This window comes from Rhodobacter maris (assembly GCF_900217815.1).
In the GTDB taxonomy this organism is placed as follows: Bacteria; Pseudomonadota; Alphaproteobacteria; order Rhodobacterales; family Rhodobacteraceae; genus Rhodobacter; species Rhodobacter maris.
This window is the reverse complement of sequence record NZ_OBMT01000001.1, coordinates 833,499-852,295: the sequence shown is the minus strand read 5'-3', so window position 1 is coordinate 852,295 and position 18,797 is coordinate 833,499. Positions and strand designations below refer to the sequence as shown.

Annotated in this window: 16 protein-coding genes; 9 read left to right on the top strand and 7 right to left on the bottom strand. The window is 65.7% G+C overall.

Annotated features, from left to right (window positions below; translation table 11 throughout):
• Positions 1–25 precede the first annotated feature (25 nt).
• The 3 genes from hemH to CRO22_RS04095 all read left to right on the top strand — a co-directional run bounded on the left by hemH (position 26) and on the right by CRO22_RS04095 (position 2,781).
• Positions 26–1,084, top strand: a complete 1,059-nt coding sequence (gene hemH / locus CRO22_RS04105; RefSeq protein WP_097068793.1) for a ferrochelatase — start codon at positions 26–28, stop codon at positions 1,082–1,084.
• A gap of 162 nt (positions 1,085–1,246) precedes the next feature.
• Positions 1,247–1,834 carry a lysophospholipid acyltransferase family protein gene (locus CRO22_RS04100; protein WP_245860868.1) on the top strand — a complete coding sequence of 196 codons (588 nt, stop codon included), beginning with the start codon at positions 1,247–1,249 and terminating at the stop codon, positions 1,832–1,834.
• Complete coding sequence (locus tag CRO22_RS04095; protein ID WP_097068791.1) at positions 1,831–2,781, top strand: phosphatidate cytidylyltransferase; 951 nt, start codon at positions 1,831–1,833, stop codon at positions 2,779–2,781. The genes CRO22_RS04100 and CRO22_RS04095 overlap by 4 nt, the downstream gene beginning before the upstream one ends.
• Here CRO22_RS04095 and CRO22_RS04090 read toward each other — a convergent pair.
• Entirely contained in the window at positions 2,778–3,386 is a 609-nt protein-coding gene (locus tag CRO22_RS04090) for a L,D-transpeptidase (protein WP_176518532.1), read from the bottom strand. The two genes, CRO22_RS04095 and CRO22_RS04090, sit on opposite strands and share 4 nt — an antisense overlap.
• A gap of 247 nt (positions 3,387–3,633) precedes the next feature.
• On the opposite strand from CRO22_RS04090, the gene CRO22_RS04085 reads away from it, so the two are divergent.
• Positions 3,634–4,158, top strand: a complete 525-nt coding sequence (locus tag CRO22_RS04085) for a CAP domain-containing protein (protein ID WP_245860867.1) — start codon at positions 3,634–3,636, stop codon at positions 4,156–4,158.
• Between the two features lie 62 nt (positions 4,159–4,220).
• On the opposite strand, the gene CRO22_RS04080 is transcribed toward CRO22_RS04085, so the two are convergent.
• The 6 genes from CRO22_RS04080 to hslO form a co-directional block, all read right to left on the bottom strand.
• Complete coding sequence (locus tag CRO22_RS04080; protein ID WP_097068790.1) at positions 4,221–4,724, bottom strand: L,D-transpeptidase family protein; 504 nt, start codon at positions 4,722–4,724, stop codon at positions 4,221–4,223.
• Between the two features lie 58 nt (positions 4,725–4,782).
• On the bottom strand, positions 4,783–6,006 hold the full coding sequence (locus tag CRO22_RS04075; RefSeq protein WP_097068789.1) for a class I SAM-dependent RNA methyltransferase: 1,224 nt from the start codon (positions 6,004–6,006) through the stop codon (positions 4,783–4,785).
• A 49-nt stretch (positions 6,007–6,055) separates the two neighbouring features.
• Positions 6,056–7,909 (bottom strand): ABC transporter ATP-binding protein, encoded by a 1,854-nt coding sequence (locus CRO22_RS04070; protein ID WP_097068788.1) that lies wholly within the window; start codon positions 7,907–7,909, stop codon positions 6,056–6,058.
• Between the two features lie 66 nt (positions 7,910–7,975).
• A complete protein-coding gene (locus tag CRO22_RS04065; RefSeq protein WP_097068787.1) occupies positions 7,976–9,130 on the bottom strand; it encodes a CCA tRNA nucleotidyltransferase in 1,155 nt (384 codons plus the stop codon).
• On the bottom strand, positions 9,127–9,720 hold the full coding sequence (locus CRO22_RS04060) for a CoA pyrophosphatase (RefSeq protein ID WP_097068786.1): 594 nt from the start codon (positions 9,718–9,720) through the stop codon (positions 9,127–9,129). The genes CRO22_RS04065 and CRO22_RS04060 overlap by 4 nt, the downstream gene beginning before the upstream one ends.
• Positions 9,713–10,726, bottom strand: coding sequence for an Hsp33 family molecular chaperone HslO (gene hslO, locus CRO22_RS04055; protein WP_097068785.1), 1,014 nt, complete (start codon positions 10,724–10,726; stop codon positions 9,713–9,715). The genes CRO22_RS04060 and hslO overlap by 8 nt, the downstream gene beginning before the upstream one ends.
• 93 nt (positions 10,727–10,819) lie before the next feature.
• Between hslO and CRO22_RS04050 the strand changes: the two genes are divergently transcribed.
• The 5 genes from CRO22_RS04050 (at position 10,820) to CRO22_RS04030 (ending at position 18,788) form a co-directional block, all read left to right on the top strand.
• Positions 10,820–11,266, top strand: a complete 447-nt coding sequence (locus CRO22_RS04050) for an NUDIX hydrolase (RefSeq protein ID WP_097068784.1) — start codon at positions 10,820–10,822, stop codon at positions 11,264–11,266.
• A 154-nt stretch (positions 11,267–11,420) separates the two neighbouring features.
• Positions 11,421–14,003, top strand: coding sequence for an Ig-like domain-containing protein (locus CRO22_RS04045; protein ID WP_097068783.1), 2,583 nt, complete (start codon positions 11,421–11,423; stop codon positions 14,001–14,003).
• Between the two features lie 10 nt (positions 14,004–14,013).
• Positions 14,014–15,351, top strand: a complete 1,338-nt coding sequence (locus tag CRO22_RS04040) for a TolC family protein (protein ID WP_097068782.1) — start codon at positions 14,014–14,016, stop codon at positions 15,349–15,351.
• A 12-nt stretch (positions 15,352–15,363) separates the two neighbouring features.
• A complete protein-coding gene (locus CRO22_RS04035; RefSeq protein ID WP_097068781.1) occupies positions 15,364–17,619 on the top strand; it encodes an ATP-binding cassette domain-containing protein in 2,256 nt (751 codons plus the stop codon).
• Positions 17,616–18,788, top strand: a complete 1,173-nt coding sequence (locus tag CRO22_RS04030) for an HlyD family type I secretion periplasmic adaptor subunit (protein ID WP_097068780.1) — start codon at positions 17,616–17,618, stop codon at positions 18,786–18,788. Before CRO22_RS04035 ends, CRO22_RS04030 begins: the two co-directional genes overlap by 4 nt.
• The last annotated feature ends 9 nt before the right edge of the window (positions 18,789–18,797 follow it).

The window sequence follows — 18,797 nt, the reverse complement described above, 5'->3', positions numbered from 1 at the left end:
CATCGGAGTGACGACAGGAAGTGACATGACCGAAGACCGGCCCGCGCGCCTTGCCCATGCTCCCGCTGACCACCCCGTGGTGCCACCGGCGCGGATCGGCGTGCTTTTCGCCAATCTCGGCACCCCCGATGCGACCGATTACTGGTCGATGCGGCGCTACCTGAACGAGTTTCTCTCGGATGCGCGGGTGATCGACATTCCGCAATGGAAGTGGCAGCCGCTGCTGCAACTGATCATCCTGTCAAAGCGCCCCTTCACCTCGGGCGAGAACTACCGCACGATCTGGAACGAGGAGCTTGACGAGAGCCCCTTGATGACGATCACCCGCCAGCAGGTGACCAAGCTGCGCGCCGCGGTGGATCAACGCTATGGCGCAGGCAATGTGATCGTTGATTTTTGCATGCGCTACGGCAATCCCTCGACCCATGATGTGCTCAACGAGATGGTGGCGCGGGGGTGTGAGCGGATCCTCTTCTTCCCGCTTTACCCGCAATATGCGGGCGCCACCTCGGCCACGGCGAACGATCAGTTTTTCCGTGCGCTGATGAGCCTGAAGCGTCAGCCCGCAGCCCGCACCGCGCCCGAATACTTCGCAAAGCCTTCCTATATCGATGCTTTGGCGCAATCGGTCGAGCGTGCCTATGCGGCGCTCGATACGCGGCCGGATGTCCTTGTCGCCTCCTATCACGGCATGCCGAGCCGCTATCACCGGGAGGGCGACCCTTACCACTGCCAGTGTCAGAAAACCTCGCGACTTTTGCGCGAGCGGCTTGGCTGGGACAAGGATTCGATTGACACCACTTTCCAGTCGGTGTTCGGGCGCGAGGAATGGTTGCGGCCCTATACGGTCGAGCATGTGGTGAAACTGGCCGAGGCTGGCAAAAAGAACATCGCCGTGATTTCTCCCGCCTTCTCGGCGGATTGCATCGAGACGCTCGAAGAGATCAATGGCGAGATCCGCGAGGCGTTCGAGCATGCGGGGGGCGAGCATTTCACCTATGTGCCCTGCCTCAACGATGACGATGCCCATATCGCGGCGCTGATGGAGGTCGTGGCGGAAAACCTCTGCGGCTGGATCTGCTGAGCGCCCGGCCCGGGCACCGTCTTTGATCTTGCTTTGTCGTGGCCCTCGGCTAGGCTTCCGTGACGGAAGGAGGCGGCGAGGGAGGAAAAGCTGCGACAGGCGCTCTCATCCGGACTGCGGCACGTCGCCGCACGCGCGACCGCCGGGGCGATCTCGGTCTTCGTGCGGTTCCTCACCGCACCGCAGGCGCTTTATGCGGTGGAGCTGCCGCCGGGGCCGCAACGGATCTATTTCGCCAACCATTGCTCCAATGCCGATGCGGTGCTGATCTGGGCGGTGCTGCCGCCCGAGATCCGCGCCCGCACCCGACCCGTTGCCGCCGCCGATTACTGGCTGAAGAACCGGGTCCGCCGTTTTATGGGGCGCGACGTATTCAGGGTACTCTTGATCGAGCGGCTGCGCGAGCATCGCACCGAGAATCCGGTGGAGCGGATGATTGGGGCCGTTGATGAAGGCTCTTCGCTGATCATCTTTCCCGAGGGGCGGCGCAACGAAAGCCCCGAGCTGTTGCTCGAGATGCGGCCCGGCATCTATCACCTCGGACAGGCGCGCCCCGATCTGGAGCTGGTGCCGGTCTGGATTCACAATCTCAATGCCGTACTGCCGCGCGGCGCGCTCATTCCCGTGCCGATCCTCTGCACCGTGGGCTTTGGTGCGCCGCTCCGCCCCGATCCCGAGGAACCGAAAGAAGCCTTCATGGCGCGCGCCCGCGCCGCGTTGCTGGCCCTTGCGTCGCGCGAGGCGCCATGAGCCCGGACACCTCGCTCAACCTCATCGCCATCTTTGCCGGGCTCTTCGCGCTGCTGGGGCTCGCCTCCGCCGTGGGGCAGGGGTTGCGCGCGCGCTTTGACCCGGAGGGGCGCAATCCGGTCATTGCCACGCTCAACGCCCGGATCGACGGCTGGTGGCTGATGATCATCGTGCTCTCGCTCGCCTTCCTGATCGGGCGCGGCGCGGTGCTTTTGCTGTTCGCTTTCGCCTCTTTCAGCGCGTTGCGTGAATTTCTCACCCTCACGCATCGCGCACGCGCCGATCACGCCGCGCTTGCCGCCGCGTTCTTCCTCGTGCTGCCGGCGCAATATATTGCGCTCTGGGCGGGCTGGTCAGGCTTCTTTGCCCTCTTCATCCCGGTCTATGCCTTCCTCGGCCTGCCGATCCTGACGGTGTTGCGCGCGGAAACGGCGCAATTCCTCAGCCGCGTGGCCGAAACGCAATGGGCATTGATGATCGCGGTTTACTGCGTGAGCCATGTTCCCGCGCTGCTGACGCTCGCGATCCCGGGCTACGGCGGCGACACGGTGCTCCTGATCATCTTCTTGCTGATTGTCGTGCAATCGGGTGATGTGCTGCGCTATTTCGCCGACAAGGTGTTCGGCCGCCACCATGTTGCGCCACGGGTCTCGCAAACAAAAACCTGGGAGGGCTTTGGCTTTGGCGTGCTGGCCGCCTCGGCCATCGGCATGGCGCTCGCCTGGCTCACACCATTCCGCCCGCTTGAGGCCTTTGCGATGGCCGCGCTGATCTCGGCGCTCGGGTTTTTCGGCGGGCTGGTGATGGGGGCGATCAAGCGCGACCGCGGCGTGCGCGAATGGGGCCATGTGATCGAGGGGCACGGCGGCTTCCTCGACCGGCTCGATTCGGTGGTCTTTGCCGCGCCGGTGTTTTTCCACCTGACGCGGCTTTTCTGGCAGGGCTAGATCAGCACCACCTGCGTGCCGACCTTGGCCAGCTCGAAGAGTTCTTCGATATGCTGGTTGAAAAGCCCGATGCAGCCGTTCGACGATTTGCGCCCGATCTTGCGCGTGTCATGGGTGCCGTGGATGCGATAATATTGCCAGCTCAGGTAAAGCGCGCGGGTGCCGAGCGGGTTGTCGGGCCCGGCGGGCACGAAATCCGGCCATTCGGGGTTGCGCTGTTTCATGGACGGGGTGGGCGACCAGGTCGGGTTTTTCACCTTGCGGATTACCTCGGTCCGGCCGCGGCGGGTCAGCTCGTTCGAGACCGGCACCGAGGTCGGATAGAGCTTGTAGATCGATTGGTCCTCGGACCAGAAATGCAGCGCCCGCGAGATCGTGTCGACGAGGATCGCGCCATTTTGCGTGTTCGAGAAATAGGGCTGCCAGTCAAGCTCGCGGAAGCTCGAGATATTGCGCCGCATGTTGGTATTGGCGCTTTCCTCAAGCTGCGTCACCCCGGCATCGGGGGTCTGCGCGAAAACCGCCGGGGCTGCGAGCGAAACGCCCGCAAGCGCAGCGGATCCGAGAAACGAGCGGCGGTCGAGCATCTTGCGCGCATCCGTCATGAGAGAACTCCGTTCGGGCCAGTAGCCGGGCCAGTGCCACCCTGCGGCCGGGCGATATCCCGAACCGCCCGCAAGCCGGCTGTCAGCCCGTTCCCTTATTGCGCCTGAGCCGCAGGTGCAAATCAAACCGGCGTCATTGCGCGCTTTCACGCAACTGTGGGTTTGCGCGTCACGCTGCCGCGGTGTATGGCGCCCCGACGGGGGGCCGATACCGGCCTTCTGCGACAGCGACGCCCGGGGGACGATGATGATCGGCGCCAAATACATGGCCAAATATCTGCTTGTGGCCGCGAGCCTGACGCTCGCCGCCTGTGCCTCGGGAACCGATCCGCAGATCGGCCCGGATGGCAAGCCGCTGCCGCAGCTTTACAAGATTTCCCCCCGCGATGCGCAGGAGATCCCCGCCCGCGTGCTCGAGGCGGTCAATGCGCTGCGCGGCGCGCGGGGCACCGCACCGGTGGCCCTGAACGAGGCGCTCACTGCCGCCGCCGCGCGTCATTCGCGCGATATGGCGGCGCAGAACCGGCCCTGGCACTGGGGCTCGGACGGCTCTTCCCCCGTCGATCGCGCGCGGCAGGCGGGCTATATCGGCAAGCTCGTGGGCGAGAACATCTCGGAGACCTACGAGACCGAGACCGAGACGCTCTCGGCCTGGATGGCTTTGGCCGACACCCGCGACGTGATCCTCAACCCCTCGGTCACCCAGATGGGCTTTGCCTGGTATCAGGAACCCTCGGGCAAGATCTGGTGGACGATGGTCACCGGAGACTGACCCGGGCCTCCCTTGCAGACCAAGATCGGAAAGGCCCCGGCGTCGTCCGGGGCCGTTTCGGTTCAGGGGAAGAGAAAGACCGGTGTGCCGACGCCGACCATGGCATAGATTTCCTCGATCTCCTGATCCGTCACCGCAATGCAGCCCGCGGTCCAGTCGCGCATGCCGGGCGGGTTCTTCCCGGCCTGGCCATGGATCATGATATCCCCGCCGGGCTTGCGGCCCAGCGCTTCGGCATAGGCGACATCATCGGGGTTCGGATAGGATACGCCGAGCGAGAGATGATAGGCCGAATTCGGGTTGCGGCGGCTGATGTAATAGAGCCCTTCCGGGGTCTTGCCGTCGCCCTCGAACCGCTTGGCGCCCACCGGCGCGCCGCCCAGCCCAATCTTGTAGCGCTTGACGACCTTGTCGCCGGAAAACAGGAACATGCGCCGCTTCGCCTTGTAGATCTGGATCTGGGTGATCCGCGGCCCGTTATAGGACTGGAACTTGCTTGAATCGCCGCCACAGGCGGCCAGAAGGGTGAGGCTCGAGAGCCCCAGAAAGACGGTGCGACGCTGCATGATGTGCCTGTATTGGTGTTTTGCGCAGCCTAGCAGAGGACCTGCAGGCTGCGAAGCACTAAGCGCGTGAAAACCGCGCCGCAAGCTCGATATGTGCGGACCAGCGGAACTGATCGACGACGATCAGCTCTTCGAGCATGAAACCGGCGCGGGTGAGCCGCTCGGCATCGCGCGCGAAGGTGACGGGGTTGCACGACACATAGGCAAGGCGGGTGCAGGTCGAGGCGGCGATCTCGGTCACCTGCGCCTCGGCGCCCGCCCGCGGCGGGTCGAGCACCAGCGCGTCGAACCGCGCGATCTCGTCGGGAAGCAGCGGGCGGCGAAACAGATCGCGCGCCTCATGAGTGAGTTTTTTCAGCCCCGGTGCCGCGCGCCAGCCTCGGTCGAGGGCCGCGAGCATCCCGGCTTCGCTCTCGACCGCATGCACCTCTGCGCCGCGGGCGAGTGGCAGCGCAAAGGTGCCGCACCCGGCAAAGAGATCGGCGATCTTCGCTGCGCCCTCGGTCGCGCGGGTGACAAAGGCCACGAGCGCCGCCGCACCCTCGGCGGTGGCCTGCAAAAAGGCGCCCGGCGGCGGGGTGACGCGCGCTGGTCCGAAGCTTTGCAACGCCGGGCGGCGCGCAGCGATCGTTTCGTCGTTCCAGCTCAGCCGGGCGAAGTCTTGCGCCTCGGCAAGCGCGGCGAGGCTTTGGAACAGCGCCGGTTCGATCTCCTTGCCGCCGGTTGCGGCAACCTCCACCCCGGCCTCCGAAAGCGTCAGAGCGAAAGACATCTCGCCCTTGCGCGAGGCGCCGAGCGCAGTTGCCTCATGGAGCGCAGGGAGCGTGGCCAGCAGTTCGGGCCGCAGGATCCGGCACTCCGGCACTTCGACCACGGTGTCGGAGGCGCGGGCGTGAAAGCCGACGAGCGTGCTCTTTTTCGTGCGCCGCCCGGAAAAGCTGGCGCGGCGGCGCGAGAAGGCGGGGGATGTCTCGACCCGCGCCACTTTGGCGGCGATGTCGCGCGCGGCCAGTGCGGTCTCCACCACCTCGGCCTTCCAGCCTTCCACAAAACGGTCGGAGGCATGTTGCAGAACGCAGCCACCGCAGGCGCGATAGTGCGGGCAGGGGGCCTTCACCCGCTCGGGCGAGGGGCTCAGGATGCGAGGCGCCGCGATCCGCCCGGCCTCGACCGCACCTTCCACCGTTTCGCCCGGCAGCGCCATGGCGACATGGAGGCGCCCCGCGGGCGTTTCGGCAATGCCATCGGCGAGAATGGACAGACGGTCGATGATGATCGGCATGGGGCCTCCGTTCCGGCCCCCTTACCGCAAGCTCTGCCCTGCGCCAAGCCTATTGCGCAGCCTCGACCGGGTCGGCCTCTTCACCGCCGCCCTCGTCCTCATCGGTGCCGATGAAGCCGCCCGACTGCCGGTTCCAGTAGCGCGCGTAAAGACCCTGCGCCGCCAGAAGCTCGGCATGCGAGCCCTCTTCGACGATCCGCCCGCTGTCGAGCACAACGATCCGGTCCATCTCGGCAATGGTGGAGAGCCGGTGCGCGATGGCAAGCACGGTCTTGCCCTCCATCACGCGCCTCAGCGCGGCCTGAATTTGCGCCTCGACCTCGCTGTCGAGCGCCGAGGTGGCCTCGTCGAGCACGAGAATGGGCGCGTTCTTCAGAAACGCTCGCGCCAGCGCGATCCGCTGCCGCTGCCCGCCCGAGAGCTTCACGCCGCGCTCGCCCAGAGCCGCATCATAGCCGCGCCGGCCCTTGTGATCGCTCAGCCCGAGGATGAACTCATGCGCCTCTGCCGCTTTTGCCGCGGCGATCATCTCTTCCTCGGTCGCATCCGGGCGGCCATAAAGAATGTTCTCGCGTGCCGAGCGGTTGAACATCGCGGTTTCCTGCGTGACCATGCCGATCTGGCGGCGCAGGCTCTCCTGCGTGACCGCGCGCAGGTCGGTGCCATCAAGCCGGACCGCGCCCTTTTCGGTGTCATAGAGCCGCAACAGAAGCGCCACGAGGGTCGATTTGCCCGCGCCCGAGGCGCCGACGATGCCGATCCGCTCGCTGGGCGCGATCTTCAGGTCGATCTCCTCGATCCCGCCGCGCCCGCGGCCATAGGCAAAGCTCACATGGTCGAAATGGATCGCGCCCTTGATCCGCTCAAGCGTGCGCGCGCCGGGGGCGTCGGTGATCTCATGCGCGGGGGTGAGGGTGCGCATCCCGTCCTCGACCTCGCCGACGTTCGACCAGAGCGCCATCAGCGATTGCGAGACCCAGCCCGACATCTGCGTGATGCGCATCGCCACGGCGCCCGCGGCGGCGATGTCGCCTGCCGTGGCCTCGCCGCGCCGCCACATCAGGAGCGCGCCGCCGACCAGCAAGATCGGCAAGAGCCCGGAAAAGGTGATCTGGCTCGCCCGATACCAGGTGGTTGTCACCCCAAAGTTCTGGGTTGCCGTGCGAAAGCCCTGCATCGCGCCCAGCGCCGCCTGATCCTCGTGGCTCGCATGGGCGAAAAGCTTCACCGTCTTGATATTGGTGATGGTGTCGACAACCTGCCCCGTCACCATCGCGCGGGCAGAGGCGCGCGCTTTCGACCGGCCCCGCACATAGGGCAGGAACGAGCGGATCAGGAGCAGATAGAGCATCAGCCAGACACCGAGCGCCAGCGCGCCGAAAATGTCGATCCCGGCCAACAGGAAGACCGAGCCGATGATCGAGGCAAGCGCGAAGAACACCGTGCTGATGACCTCGGTCACCACATCGGTGACGGCGCGGGCGGTCTGCATCTGCTTTTGCGCGATCCGGCCCGCGAAATCGTTGTCAAAGAAGGTGACCGCATGCCCCATTGTCCAGCGGTGCAGCCGCGAGAGCACCTGCGGCATCAGGTTTGGCGCCACCAGCATGTTTGACGACCATGTCGAGGCGGCAAAGGAGGCCGGGCGGATCACCAGATAAAAGACCACAAAGGCCAAAAGCAGCCACAGATGCTGGCTGACGAAGGTGGTAGGATCTGCGCCGACGATCGAGTCGATGACAAGGCCCAGAAGCCAGGCCGCGCCCACCTCCATCGTGCCGGCAAGGGCCGAAAAGACACCGGCAATGGCCACGGCGGGCCAGGCGCCGCGCAGGCACCAGCGCAGGAAGGCAAGAAGGCGCTGGGGCGGCGGCCCCTCGGCGGGGGTGAAGGCGTTGATCATCGGGATTCCTTTCGCCGCCACCATATAGGCGCGCGCCGGGAAAGGGAAAGCTCACGCCCCCCCGTCTCACGCCCCGCCGCGGAGAAGCGCGTCCCGCGTGAGCGTGAACCCGGAGGCGATCCAGCGCGCCTCAAGTTCTTTCAGGCGCATGCCGAGGGCTGGGCCCTCAAGGCCGGGCATCAGGTCGGCCGCGGTGATGGGGAAGCGTTGCGCCGCGCCGAATGTGACCCTGTTCAGGTCCAATGAGGGTCTTTCTGCTCCAAGCATCGCGGCGCGGATCAGCAGCGCATCGCGCGCGCCCTCCGCGCCGTAGCGATAGCCGAGCTCGGCGGCCTCCATCGTTTCGCCCAGCGCCGCGCGGATCGCCGTGAGCCGTTTTGTCTCGGGCTTGGAGAGCCGCAGCCGTTCCGCCACCTCCGTGCCGCCGAGGCAGGCCAGTCGCCGGATCGGCTCGGGGGCGAGCCCGGCCTCAAGATGAACGAGGGGGGCAAGCGCCGTTGCCTCGGCGCCGGGGATCACCTGCGCCAGCACGCCGCTCGCGGCCATCGCGGCCACCGCAGGGGCCGGGTCCGGCGCGGCCAGAAGCTTGCGCATCTCATGGCCGATCCGCTCGCGCGAAAGCGTCTCTATTTGGGCGGAATGGGTCGCGCAGGCGGCCAGCCCCTCGGCATCCATGCCAAGGCTCGGGTCGCCATACCATGCGGTGAAGCGGAAGAACCGCAGGATACGCAGATAGTCTTCGGTGATGCGCGCCCCAGGCGCGCCCACAAAGCGCAGATGGCGGGCGTGAAGGTCGGCCAGCCCTTCGCCGAGCGGGTCGAGCACGGTGCCATCGGCGCGGGCGTAAAGCGCGTTCATGGTGAAGTCGCGCCGCGCCGCATCTTCTGCAAGATCGGTGGAAAAGGCGACCGTGGCGCGCCGCCCGAAGGTTTCGACATCGCGGCGGAAGGTGGTGACCTCATGGGGCTGATGGTCGACCACGAGCGTTACCGTGCCATGGTCAATACCGGTGGGCACGGCCTTCACGCTTGCGGCTTTCGCCAGCGCCAGCACCCGCTCGGGGCGGGCATCGGTGGCAATGTCGATATCGGAAACGGGCTGCAACAGAGCCGCATTGCGCACGCAGCCTCCCACCAGAAGCGCCTGATGCCCGCCCGCTTCCAGAAGCGCCAGCACCCGCTGGACATGATCGGCGCGGAGCCAGTCGGCGGAAAGCTTCATGGGCCGAGCCGGTCGGTCAGCCCGCGCAATATCCGCGCGGTGGCGCCCCAGATGTAATAGGGGCCGAAGGGCGCGACGTAATAAGAGCGCATGCCCCCGCGCCAGCGCCGCGCCTCGACATGGAAGCTTGCGGGGGTGAGGTGTGAAAACGGCACGGTGAAGATTTCGTCCACCTCGCCCGCCTCGGGGCGCGGGGTGAAGGAGGCCGTGAGCCGCGCGATGACCGGTGTGACCATGAAGCCTGTCACCGTCTCGTGCGGCTCAAGCGTGCCGAGGATCTCCACTGCGGTGCGCGGCAGGCCGATCTCTTCCTCCGCCTCGCGCAAAGCCGCGGCAACGGGGCCCGCGTCGCCGGGATCGACCTTGCCGCCCGGAAAGGCGATCTGCCCCGGATGATGGCGCAGATGCGAGGCACGCTTGGTGAGATAGAGCCTGAGCCCGGCCTCGGTCTCCTCGAAAGCCGCAAGCACCCCCGCAGGCCGCAGCTTCCTGTTTTCCGGCAGCACCGTGCCGGGGTTGAGGTCATAATCCGACGAGGGCCGCCCCGGCCTTGCAAGCGCGGCAAGGAGCGGGGCGAAGGCCTCAGGCATCACCCGCCTCTTTCGGCGTGCCGTCCGGGTTTTTCACCGCCTCGAAGCCGAGCGAGAGCGGGTCGAACACGTAATGCGCACCGCAGAACTGGCAATCGGCGGTCACCGTGCCCTCGGGCGTGGTCATGTGCTTGATGTCTTTTGCCGAGTAGATCGACAGGCTGGTGCGCACGCGCTCTTCCGAACAGGTGCAGCCGAACTGGACCTTCTGCGGGTCGAAGACGCGGGGCACTTCTTCGTTGAAGAGCCGCACGAGCAGGTTCGTCAGCCCGACCGAGGGGCCGGTGAGTTCCATCTCCTCGACGGTGTCGAGAAGCACATTGGCGCGGGTCCAGTTTTCATCCGCTTCGCCCGCGAGAATGTCGGAGTGGCGCAAAAGCCCCCCCTCGCCCGATCCCTCGCGCGCGGCCACCGGGCTTGCGGGCATCATCTGCAGCATCACACCGCCCGCGCGCCAGCGCTCCGCCTGCCCCGGCTCGGTCGAGCGACCAAAGGCGAGCTGGAACCGGGTCGGCAATTGCTCGGATTGCGCAAAATAGGTTTCGGCGCAGCGTGCGAGCGCGCCGCCATCGAGCGGGGTCAACCCTTGATAGGGCAGCGTGCCCTCGCCCTGATCGATCAACACCGCAAAATAGCCCTCGCCGATCTGCCCGAACGGGTCGGCCGTTTCGTCGAGTCGCTCCGCATCAAAGCTCGCCCAGCCACGGATACGGGCGGGCGCGCCCTCCTCGGCGGGGGCATAGTAATCGGTGGCAAGAATCCGGATCGGCCCCTTGCCGCGCACTTGAAGCGAGAGCTTCCAGCGCAGTTTCATGGTTTGCCCGATCAGCGCGGTCAGGATCGCGATTTCCGCCACCAGACCCTCGACGGTGGCGGGGTAATCGTGCTGGCGCAGCACGTCCTCGAGCACGCCATCGAGCCGCGCGATGCGGCCGCGCACGTCGGAGCGGTCAAGCTGGAACGGCAGGACGGTGTCGTCCCAGGTGATATCGGTAAGCTTGGTCATAAGAATCCTGGGGGTTTTCGCGCAGCCCTCGGGCTGCCATACCGTGCCAATATGGTGGGGGCAACCGTTCCCCCAAGGGGTCGGAGGGCGAAAATGCGGCGGTTTGGCGAAAGACTGGTGCCGGGGCAGCGCTACAAGGCGCGCCCGGGGGCCTATGCGGTCTTGGTGCGGGGCGACCAATTTCTGCTCACGCATCAATCCGAACCGCGGCCCGAATACCAGTTGCCGGGGGGCGGGATCGACCCGGGAGAGGGGCCGCTCGCGGCGCTGTACCGCGAGGTGGTCGAGGAAACCGGCTGGCGCATCGCGCAGCCGCGCTGGCTCGGCGCTTACCGGCGCTTCACTTACATGCCCGAATATGACCTCTGGGCGGAGAAGATCTGCCATCTGTATCTGGCGCGGCCGGTGCTGCGCCTGGGGGCGCCGGGCGAGTCGGGCCATGAAGCGCACTGGCTCAGCGGACCTGAGGCTCTCGAAAGGCTGGCCAACCCGGGCGACAGGCATTTTCTGGCGCAGGTTCTGCATCGATTCAATATGTGATACCGGCAAAATCCACACAGTTTCGTCTTGGCAAAGGTTAATTTGATAGGGCGTTACAACTTACAGCTAGTGTAAACTCGCAACTTGGGTTAACTCCGCCTTAAGCAGCATATCCGGCCGCAAGAGCCGGAATTTTTCGAGGCGGAGCAATACTATGGTAAAGTCTGTTGACTTTGCCGTCCGTGATTCCATGGGCGGAGTGACGCGGGGCGTCGTGGCCGGTGACGGCGCGCGGGATTTCATTCAGGTCGGGGCCGGGGATGATATCTCCCTCAACCTGCGGCGCACGAGCATCCTCAAATATCTGCGCGACGGCGATGATCTTCAGGTTTTGCTGGTCGACGGGCGCACGATCACCCTGTCAGGTTTTTATCACGCCGGCGCGCATCTTTATATTTCGGCCGACAGCGCACTGACACCGGTGGTGCTCGAAGAGGGCGGCAACGGCGTGCTCTATGCCGATTACGGCCATGTCGAGATGATCGGCAAATGGAGCCCGAACGATCAGCTGGCCTTTTTTCAGGGGGATGACATTCTGGCGCCCGGCGACGATGATACCACGGGCATGGCGATGTTTGCGCCGCTGGCGGGGCTGGGCGGGCTCGGGCTTGCGGGCGCCGGTCTGGTCGGGCTCGGCCTGCTTGGCGGGGGCGGTGATGGTGGCAATGACACCGGCAGCGGCGGTAACGACACGGGCAGCGGCGGAGATCAAACGACGGTGCCGACTGTCGATCATCCTGATGAAACCTACACGCTGACGACGAATACCGCTGATCCCTCGGCGACGGTCTCGGGGACGGGAGAAACCGGCTCCACGGTGACGGTCGTGCTCGGCGATCAGACGCTTGAGACCACTGTTGATGCGGACGGGCAATGGTCCGTCACGTTCGAGGGGTCGACCTTCCCGTCCGATGGCGATCTGACATCGACAGTCAGCGTGACCGCGCCCGATGGCACGGTTTACGAGCTTGACGGCCCGGATTTCGTGATCGACATGATCCCGCCGGAGGTGGAGATCACCGCTGGTGCGGAATCGACCGGCGATGTCGAGAACCTCGCGGAGTATCAGGACGGGGTCAGCGTCAGCGGCACCGGGGAGGTGGGCGCGGCGATCACGGTCGAAGTTGCCGGGCAGACGCAATCCACCACCGTGGGCGCAGATGGCAGCTGGAGCGTGACCTTCACCACCGATCAGCTCCCGCCCGGGGAATACAGCGAAGAGATGACGGTCACGGCAACCGACGCGCCGGGCAATGTCACCACGATAACCGATACGCTGGTGATCGACACGGTCGCGAACGCGATCACCGTGAACACGGTCGCGGGCGATGACGTGATCAACGCCGCCGAACAGGCCGCGGGTGTCGTGGTTTCGGGCACATCGGTTGCCGGAGCGGTGCTCGCGGTGACGATGGAAGGGGTCACTCAGCAGGTCACCACGGGCACGGATGGCAGCTGGTCGGTGACATTCGCCGCGAGCGAACTGCCAACGGGCAGCTATGAAACCAGTGTCACCGTGACGAGCACCGATGCCGCGGGCAACGTGTCGACAGTGACCCATGCGGTGACGGTCGATACCGAGGCCACCGTCGCTTTCGATGGTGCCCCGGTGACGGCGGATGATCTGGTCAATGCGGCCGAAGCGCAGACCGGCTTTGTGCTCGCGGGCACATCCGAACCGGGCTCGACCTCGGTAATCCTTGATCTCGGTGGCGTGAGCTACAGCACGACCCCGGCCGCCGATGGCAGCTGGAGCGTGACGCTGGTCGATGCGGCGCTGACCACCGGCATCTACACCGCCACCGTGACGGCGATCGATGCCGCCGGCAACAGCGCGACGGCCACCGCTCTGGTGACGCTCGACACCGAGGTGACGAATTTCACGACCGCGGATTCGGTGACAGACGACAATATCGTCAACGGGCAGGAAGCCGAGGACGGCTTCGTGATCAGCGGCACGGTCGAGCCGGGCGCCGCAGTCACCGTGGCGCTGGCGAGCGGCGCGGTGGAAACCGTCACCGCCGGGGACAACGGGATCTGGTCGATCACCTTCGACGCGGGCGATCTGAGCGGCACTTCCGGCACCATGGACTACGAGGTCACGGCAGTGGACGTCGCGGGCAACAGCGCCACGGCCTCGGGGAGCTTCGATTACGATCTCGTCGCCCCCGAAAGCCCCGATATCACCGCTTTCACGCGCGATGCGGGGGCGCTTCTGGGCATCCGCACCGATGTTGGCGAAAGCATTTACGAGATCTCGGCGGTCAATGCCGCGGGAGCCGTCACCGATATCGGGAACGACGTCTCGGTCAACAGCACCATAGGTTACGCGAATTACAATTTCTACGAGAGCGTGCCGAACGGCTCCTATCTTGTGGTGACCGATCACGATCTTGCTGGCAACGAATCCTCGACGCTGCTGGTGGTCGACAACACTTCCGCCGTGACCGTCGATCTGACCCGCGCGGGGCTGGGCGACTTCGACTTCGGCTCGATCGACCTCACCTTTGCCCCGCAGGCACAGCTGACGATCACCGAGGAACAGGTGATGGAGCTCACTGGCGCCGATCACACTCTGGTCATCTCCGGCGACGCGCTCGACCATGTCACCGCGGTCGGTGCGCAGGACAGCGGGAATGATACCGTGATCGGAGGCGAGAGCTACAGCATCTATACGCTTGGCACCGAGGGCGCGACGCTGGTCATCGATGACGACATCACGAATCTGACGATCTGAAGAGGCAGCCATGACCCGAGGGCGCAAGCTGACAGGCCTTCCGGCGCAAGGTTGCGCACGGGTGGTCATGGCGGTCGCGCTGGCCGCGGGGCTGGGCGGTTGCATGGCGGGGGCGCCCTCTCCCACCGACCGCTCCGCCGTTTCAACCGCCTCCATGGGCCTCGCGGCGGGTCCGCCCGGGGCCACGGCGCAAAGCTCGGTGATCATCGCCGATCTGGCCGCGCGGCCCTCCGCCCTGCCGGGAGAGGGCCCCTATGCGCAGGTGGCGCAGGCGGTTTTGCGCGATGCAAAAGGCGCGGCGCAGGCCGAATTGCGTATGAAGCGGCTCACCGCGCAGGCGCAATCGAAGAACTGGTTGCCCGAGATCGGCCCGAGCCTGAGCCTGACCCGGCTCGGCGATCTGGCGGCGCAGATCCTCGTTGAGCAGGTGCTGTGGGACAATGGCGCGAAGCGGGCCGAGCGTGATTATGCTGCCGCCGATGTGGAAGTGGCGGCCGTCGGCCTTTCGAGCGAGATGAACGATACCGTTGCCGATGGGTTGAAAGCCTATATCACCGCCCTCAAGGCGCGCGCGCAGGCGGCGGTTGCCGCCCGTTCGGCGGCGAAGATCGGAGATTACAACCACATCATGCGCCAGCGCGTCGAGGGCGGGCTTTCGGATGGATCCGAGGCGCGAATCCTCGCGCAGAAGCTCACCGAGATGCAAGCCGTGGCCCAGGCCGATCGCGACAGCGAACAGACGGCGCTGGCGCAGCTTGGAGCCATGACCGGGCAGTCCCTCGCGGGGCTTTCCGGGCTCGGAAGCTTTGCGCTGCCAGAGCCGCTTCCCGAGGCGCTCGCCGTGGCCGAGGCGAAAGCCGAGGCCAGGCGCAGCGTGGCCGAAGCCGAGATGGCGCGGACCGGGTATCTGCCCACGCTTTCGGCCCAGGCGAAGACGGGCAGCGGCAAGCCCGATGTCGGCCTCACGCTGGGGCTCGACGAGCGGCTTGGCTTTGGCACAGGCGATGCGATGGCGGCGCTCGAGGCGCGCAAGGAGGCCGCCGCGGCCCGTGTGGAAAAAGCCGGTCAGGATGCGGCGCAGGATCTCGTTTCGCTCCGCGCCAAGCTTGCAGCGCTGCGGGCCAAGGCCGCGCGCGATGCGATCGTGGTCGAAGAGACCGGCGCCGGGCTCGACATGTTTACCGAGCAGTACCGGATGGGCGGGCGCACGCTGATGGAACTCGTGAACATGTACGAAAACTATGCCGAGATGGCGCGTGATCAGGCGGGCCTCACATATGACATCGCTCTGGTCGAGCTGGAAATCGCGCGACGGCACGGAACACTCGTTGCTGGAAGCAGTATCTGACAGGGGCAGGGGTTGGCTGACCGTGTGATAGCGTTCGACATCAATGCCGCCCGCATCAGCGGCGCGGCAGAGGGGGCTTTGCCAAAGCCGACCCCCGCCGTCGCGCGCGACCATGCGCTGCGTCTGCCATCGCGGGCGCGGGCGCGGGCGGAGCTTGTCGCAACCTATGCCGGGTGCCTCGGCGCGCAGCTGCCTGCCGCCGACATTCTCGAACAGATGCTGCTCATGATGGGCGCGGCCCGCGCCGATGCAGCCGGAGCGGCGGCGGACGAGGTGCAGCCCGAGCAAATTGCCGCCGTGCTGCGCGCCGCGGGCATGACCGCCGCGGTCGAACAGATCACGCGCCTCGGCCCCGGCCGCTGGCCCGCGCTGGCTCAGATGACCCCCGGCCAGCTCGTACTGGTGCTCGGTCAGGAGGGGGACACGCTTTTTGTCTACGATACCACCTGCCCGGGCCAGCGCGCCGAAGTGCCGCTTGCAGATTTCACCCCCTTCTTCTCGGGGCGGATCATCCGCGCGCGCAGCACGCTGCGCCAGCTTGAAGCGCGTCACGCCCTCGAAACCGCCTCCGGGCATTGGTTCTGGAGCGCCTTCAGGGCGCAACGCTGGGCCTTTGTTGAAGTCGCGGTGGGCTCGCTGTTCGCAAATATCCTCGCCGTCTCGGTCGCGATGTTCTCGATGCAGGTCTATGACCGGGTGATCCCGCATAAATCGGAATCGACGCTCTGGGTTCTGGCGCTCGGCGCGATTCTGGCGCTTGCGCTCGAAATGGCGCTCAAGCTTGCGCGCTCGGGGCTGATGGATCTCGCGGGCCGCAAGATCGAGCTCACCGTGCACAGCCTGCTGATGGACCGGCTCCTTGGCATGAAAGCCGCGCCCGGGCGACGCTCGCCGAGCCAGCTCTTTGCCGCGATGCGCGAATTTTCCTCGGTGCGGGAGTTCTTCACCGCCTCTACGATCGGCACCATTGCCGATATTCCCTTCATCGTCATCTTCTTCGCCCTTGTCGCCTCGATCGGCGGGAATCTCGTCTGGGTGCTGGCGCTTGGCGCGGTGCTGATGGTCGTGCCCGGCTTCCTGATGCAGGGCCGGATGATGAAGATCACCAAATCCACCCAGGGCGCTTCGGCACGGGCGGCAAAACTGTTGCATGAGGCGATCTACGAGCATGAAACCGTTGCCACCCAGCGCGGTGCCGACCGGTTCAAGCGGATCTGGGAAGAGCTGACCACGCTCTCGGCGGTCAAATCCTCCGAGAGCCGCAAGCTTTCCGCGGCGCTTACCTCCTGGGCGCAGATGGTGCAGCAGGCGACCTATGTTTCGGCCGTGGTGGTGGGCACCTATATGGTGTTTGAGGGCGAGTTTACCGTGGGGGCGATCATTGCCATCGGTATTCTGACCTCGCGCACGCTCGCCCCGCTCACCCAGCTTGCCGGCACGCTCGCGCGCTGGGCGAATGTGAAGGGGGCGCTCGACGGGCTGGACGAGATTGCGAGTGCGGATCAGGTGCAGGCGGGCGGCCGCAGCTATCTGCGCGCGGAGGTGATCGAGGGCGCATATGAGGTGCGCGGGCTCGATTTCAAATACGACCCGGAAGGCGCGAGCACGGTCGACATTCCGGCACTGCGCATTCCTGCTGGGCAACGCGTTGCCGTGCTGGGCGCGAACGGCTCGGGCAAGTCGACGCTCCTGAAACTGCTCGCCGGGATCTATGAGCCCAGCGTCGGGCGGATTCTGCTCGACGGGGTCGACATCGGCCAGTTGCATCCGCGCGATCTGCGCCGTGCCGTTGGCTACCTGAGCCAGGACGTGCGGCTCTTTTCCGGCACCCTGCGCGACAACCTCAACCTCACCCAGCTCGAACGCGATGAGGAGCGGCTTTACAAGGCGCTTGATTTTGCCGGCCTCGGGCCGTTTTTGCGTGCCCATCCGCGCGGGCTCGACCTTGAGATCCGCGATGGCGGCGAGGGGCTCTCGGTGGGGCAGCGCCAGTCGATCGGCTGGGCGCGGCTGTGGCTGCAAGACCCCTCGGTGGTGATCCTTGATGAGCCGACGGCGGCGCTTGATACCACGCTTGAGACCACATTGGTGAGCCGGCTCGAAACATGGCTCGAAGGGCGCACGGCGGTGATTGCCACGCACCGGGTGCCGATCCTTGCGCTGACCGCGCGCACGCTGATCTTGCAAAACGGGCGCATGGCTGTGGATGGCCCGCGCGATGCGGTGCTCGCGCATCTGAGCAAGGCAAAATCCGGTGCGGCGCCATGACCACGGTTGACCCCGCCTCGGTGCATACCGCCGCGCGCCGCATGAGCCTGACGATCTGGCTGGTTGCGGCGACGATCCTCATTTTTCTCGGCTGGGCGGCGATTGCCTCAGTCGATCAGATCGTACGTGGCCCGGGCGAGATCGTCTCCTCCTCGAAGCCGCAGATCATCCAGAACCTCGAAGGCGGCATCCTCGCCGAGCTGAACGTTTCGGAAGGCGAGGAAGTCGAGCCCGGTCAGGTGCTCGGACGCCTCCACGACACCTCCTACAAGGCGCAGGTCGATGACCTCGAAGCGCAGATCGCCGCGCTTGAGATCCGGCAGCTCCGACTTGAGGCGGAAATGGACGGGCTCGACCAGTTCGAACCGAGCGAGGTTCAGGCAAGGCTCGTCCCCGAGATCGTGACATCGGAAAGTGGGCTTCTGATCGCGCGGCTGAGTGATTTCTCCTCGCGGCAAGCGGGCGCCGCCGCCGTGCTCAAACAGGCCAAGGCCGAGCGGGATCTCTACGAAAAGATGTATGAAAAGGACGTCGCGCCGCTGATCGACGTCACGAAGGCGCGCAAGGCCTATTCTGACGCGAAGGCCCAGCTTGACGAGATCGTCACCAAGGTGGAGCTTGAACGCGCCGGCGAGTATTCCGATACGCTCGAAAAGCTCGGCACGCTGCGCCAGCAACTCAAACTGTCGCAGGACCAGCTTGCCCGTACCACGCTGATCGCGCCGATGCGGGGTGTGGTCAACAAGCTCTCGGTGACGACGATCGGCGGCGTGGTGCGCCCGGGCGAGGAGATCATGCAGATCATCCCGCTCGATGACGAGCTCTTCATCGACGCGCGGATCGCGCCGAAGGACATCGCCAATGTGACGCTCGGGCAGGCGGCAACGATCAAGCTTTCCGCCTATGATTACACGATCTATGGCAGCCTTGAGGGCAAGGTGCATTTCGTCTCGGCCGATACGTTCAAGGACGAGCGCCAGCCCGATGCCGAGCCGTGGTACAAAGTCACGCTCAGGGTCGATCTGGCGCATCTGACCGAGCGGCAGCGCCGCCTCGAAATCCGCCCCGGCATGCAGGCCACGGTTGAGCTGCACACCGGCGAAAAGACGATTTTGCACTATCTGCTCAAACCGCTCTACAAGTCGCGCGAGGCGCTGCGCGAGCCCTGAGGCCTCGCC

Bases quoted from the DNA above. Each gene is read 5' to 3' on its own strand.
- hemH (WP_097068793.1), top strand. From the start codon at position 26: ATGACCGAAGACCGGCCCGCGCGCCTTGCCCATGCTCCCGCTGACCAC.
- CRO22_RS04095 (WP_097068791.1), top strand. From the start codon at position 1,831: ATGAGCCCGGACACCTCGCTCAACCTCATCGCCATCTTTGCCGGGCTC.
- CRO22_RS04090 (WP_176518532.1), bottom strand. From the start codon at position 3,386: ATGACGGATGCGCGCAAGATGCTCGACCGCCGCTCGTTTCTCGGATCC.
- CRO22_RS04085 (WP_245860867.1), top strand. From the start codon at position 3,634: ATGATCGGCGCCAAATACATGGCCAAATATCTGCTTGTGGCCGCGAGC.
- CRO22_RS04080 (WP_097068790.1), bottom strand. From the start codon at position 4,724: ATGCAGCGTCGCACCGTCTTTCTGGGGCTCTCGAGCCTCACCCTTCTG.
- CRO22_RS04075 (WP_097068789.1), bottom strand. From the start codon at position 6,006: ATGCCGATCATCATCGACCGTCTGTCCATTCTCGCCGATGGCATTGCC.
- CRO22_RS04070 (WP_097068788.1), bottom strand. From the start codon at position 7,909: ATGATCAACGCCTTCACCCCCGCCGAGGGGCCGCCGCCCCAGCGCCTT.
- CRO22_RS04065 (WP_097068787.1), bottom strand. From the start codon at position 9,130: ATGAAGCTTTCCGCCGACTGGCTCCGCGCCGATCATGTCCAGCGGGTG.
- CRO22_RS04060 (WP_097068786.1), bottom strand. From the start codon at position 9,720: ATGCCTGAGGCCTTCGCCCCGCTCCTTGCCGCGCTTGCAAGGCCGGGG.
- hslO (WP_097068785.1), bottom strand. From the start codon at position 10,726: ATGACCAAGCTTACCGATATCACCTGGGACGACACCGTCCTGCCGTTC.
- CRO22_RS04050 (WP_097068784.1), top strand. From the start codon at position 10,820: ATGCGGCGGTTTGGCGAAAGACTGGTGCCGGGGCAGCGCTACAAGGCG.
- CRO22_RS04045 (WP_097068783.1), top strand. From the start codon at position 11,421: ATGGTAAAGTCTGTTGACTTTGCCGTCCGTGATTCCATGGGCGGAGTG.
- CRO22_RS04040 (WP_097068782.1), top strand. From the start codon at position 14,014: ATGACCCGAGGGCGCAAGCTGACAGGCCTTCCGGCGCAAGGTTGCGCA.
- CRO22_RS04030 (WP_097068780.1), top strand. From the start codon at position 17,616: ATGACCACGGTTGACCCCGCCTCGGTGCATACCGCCGCGCGCCGCATG.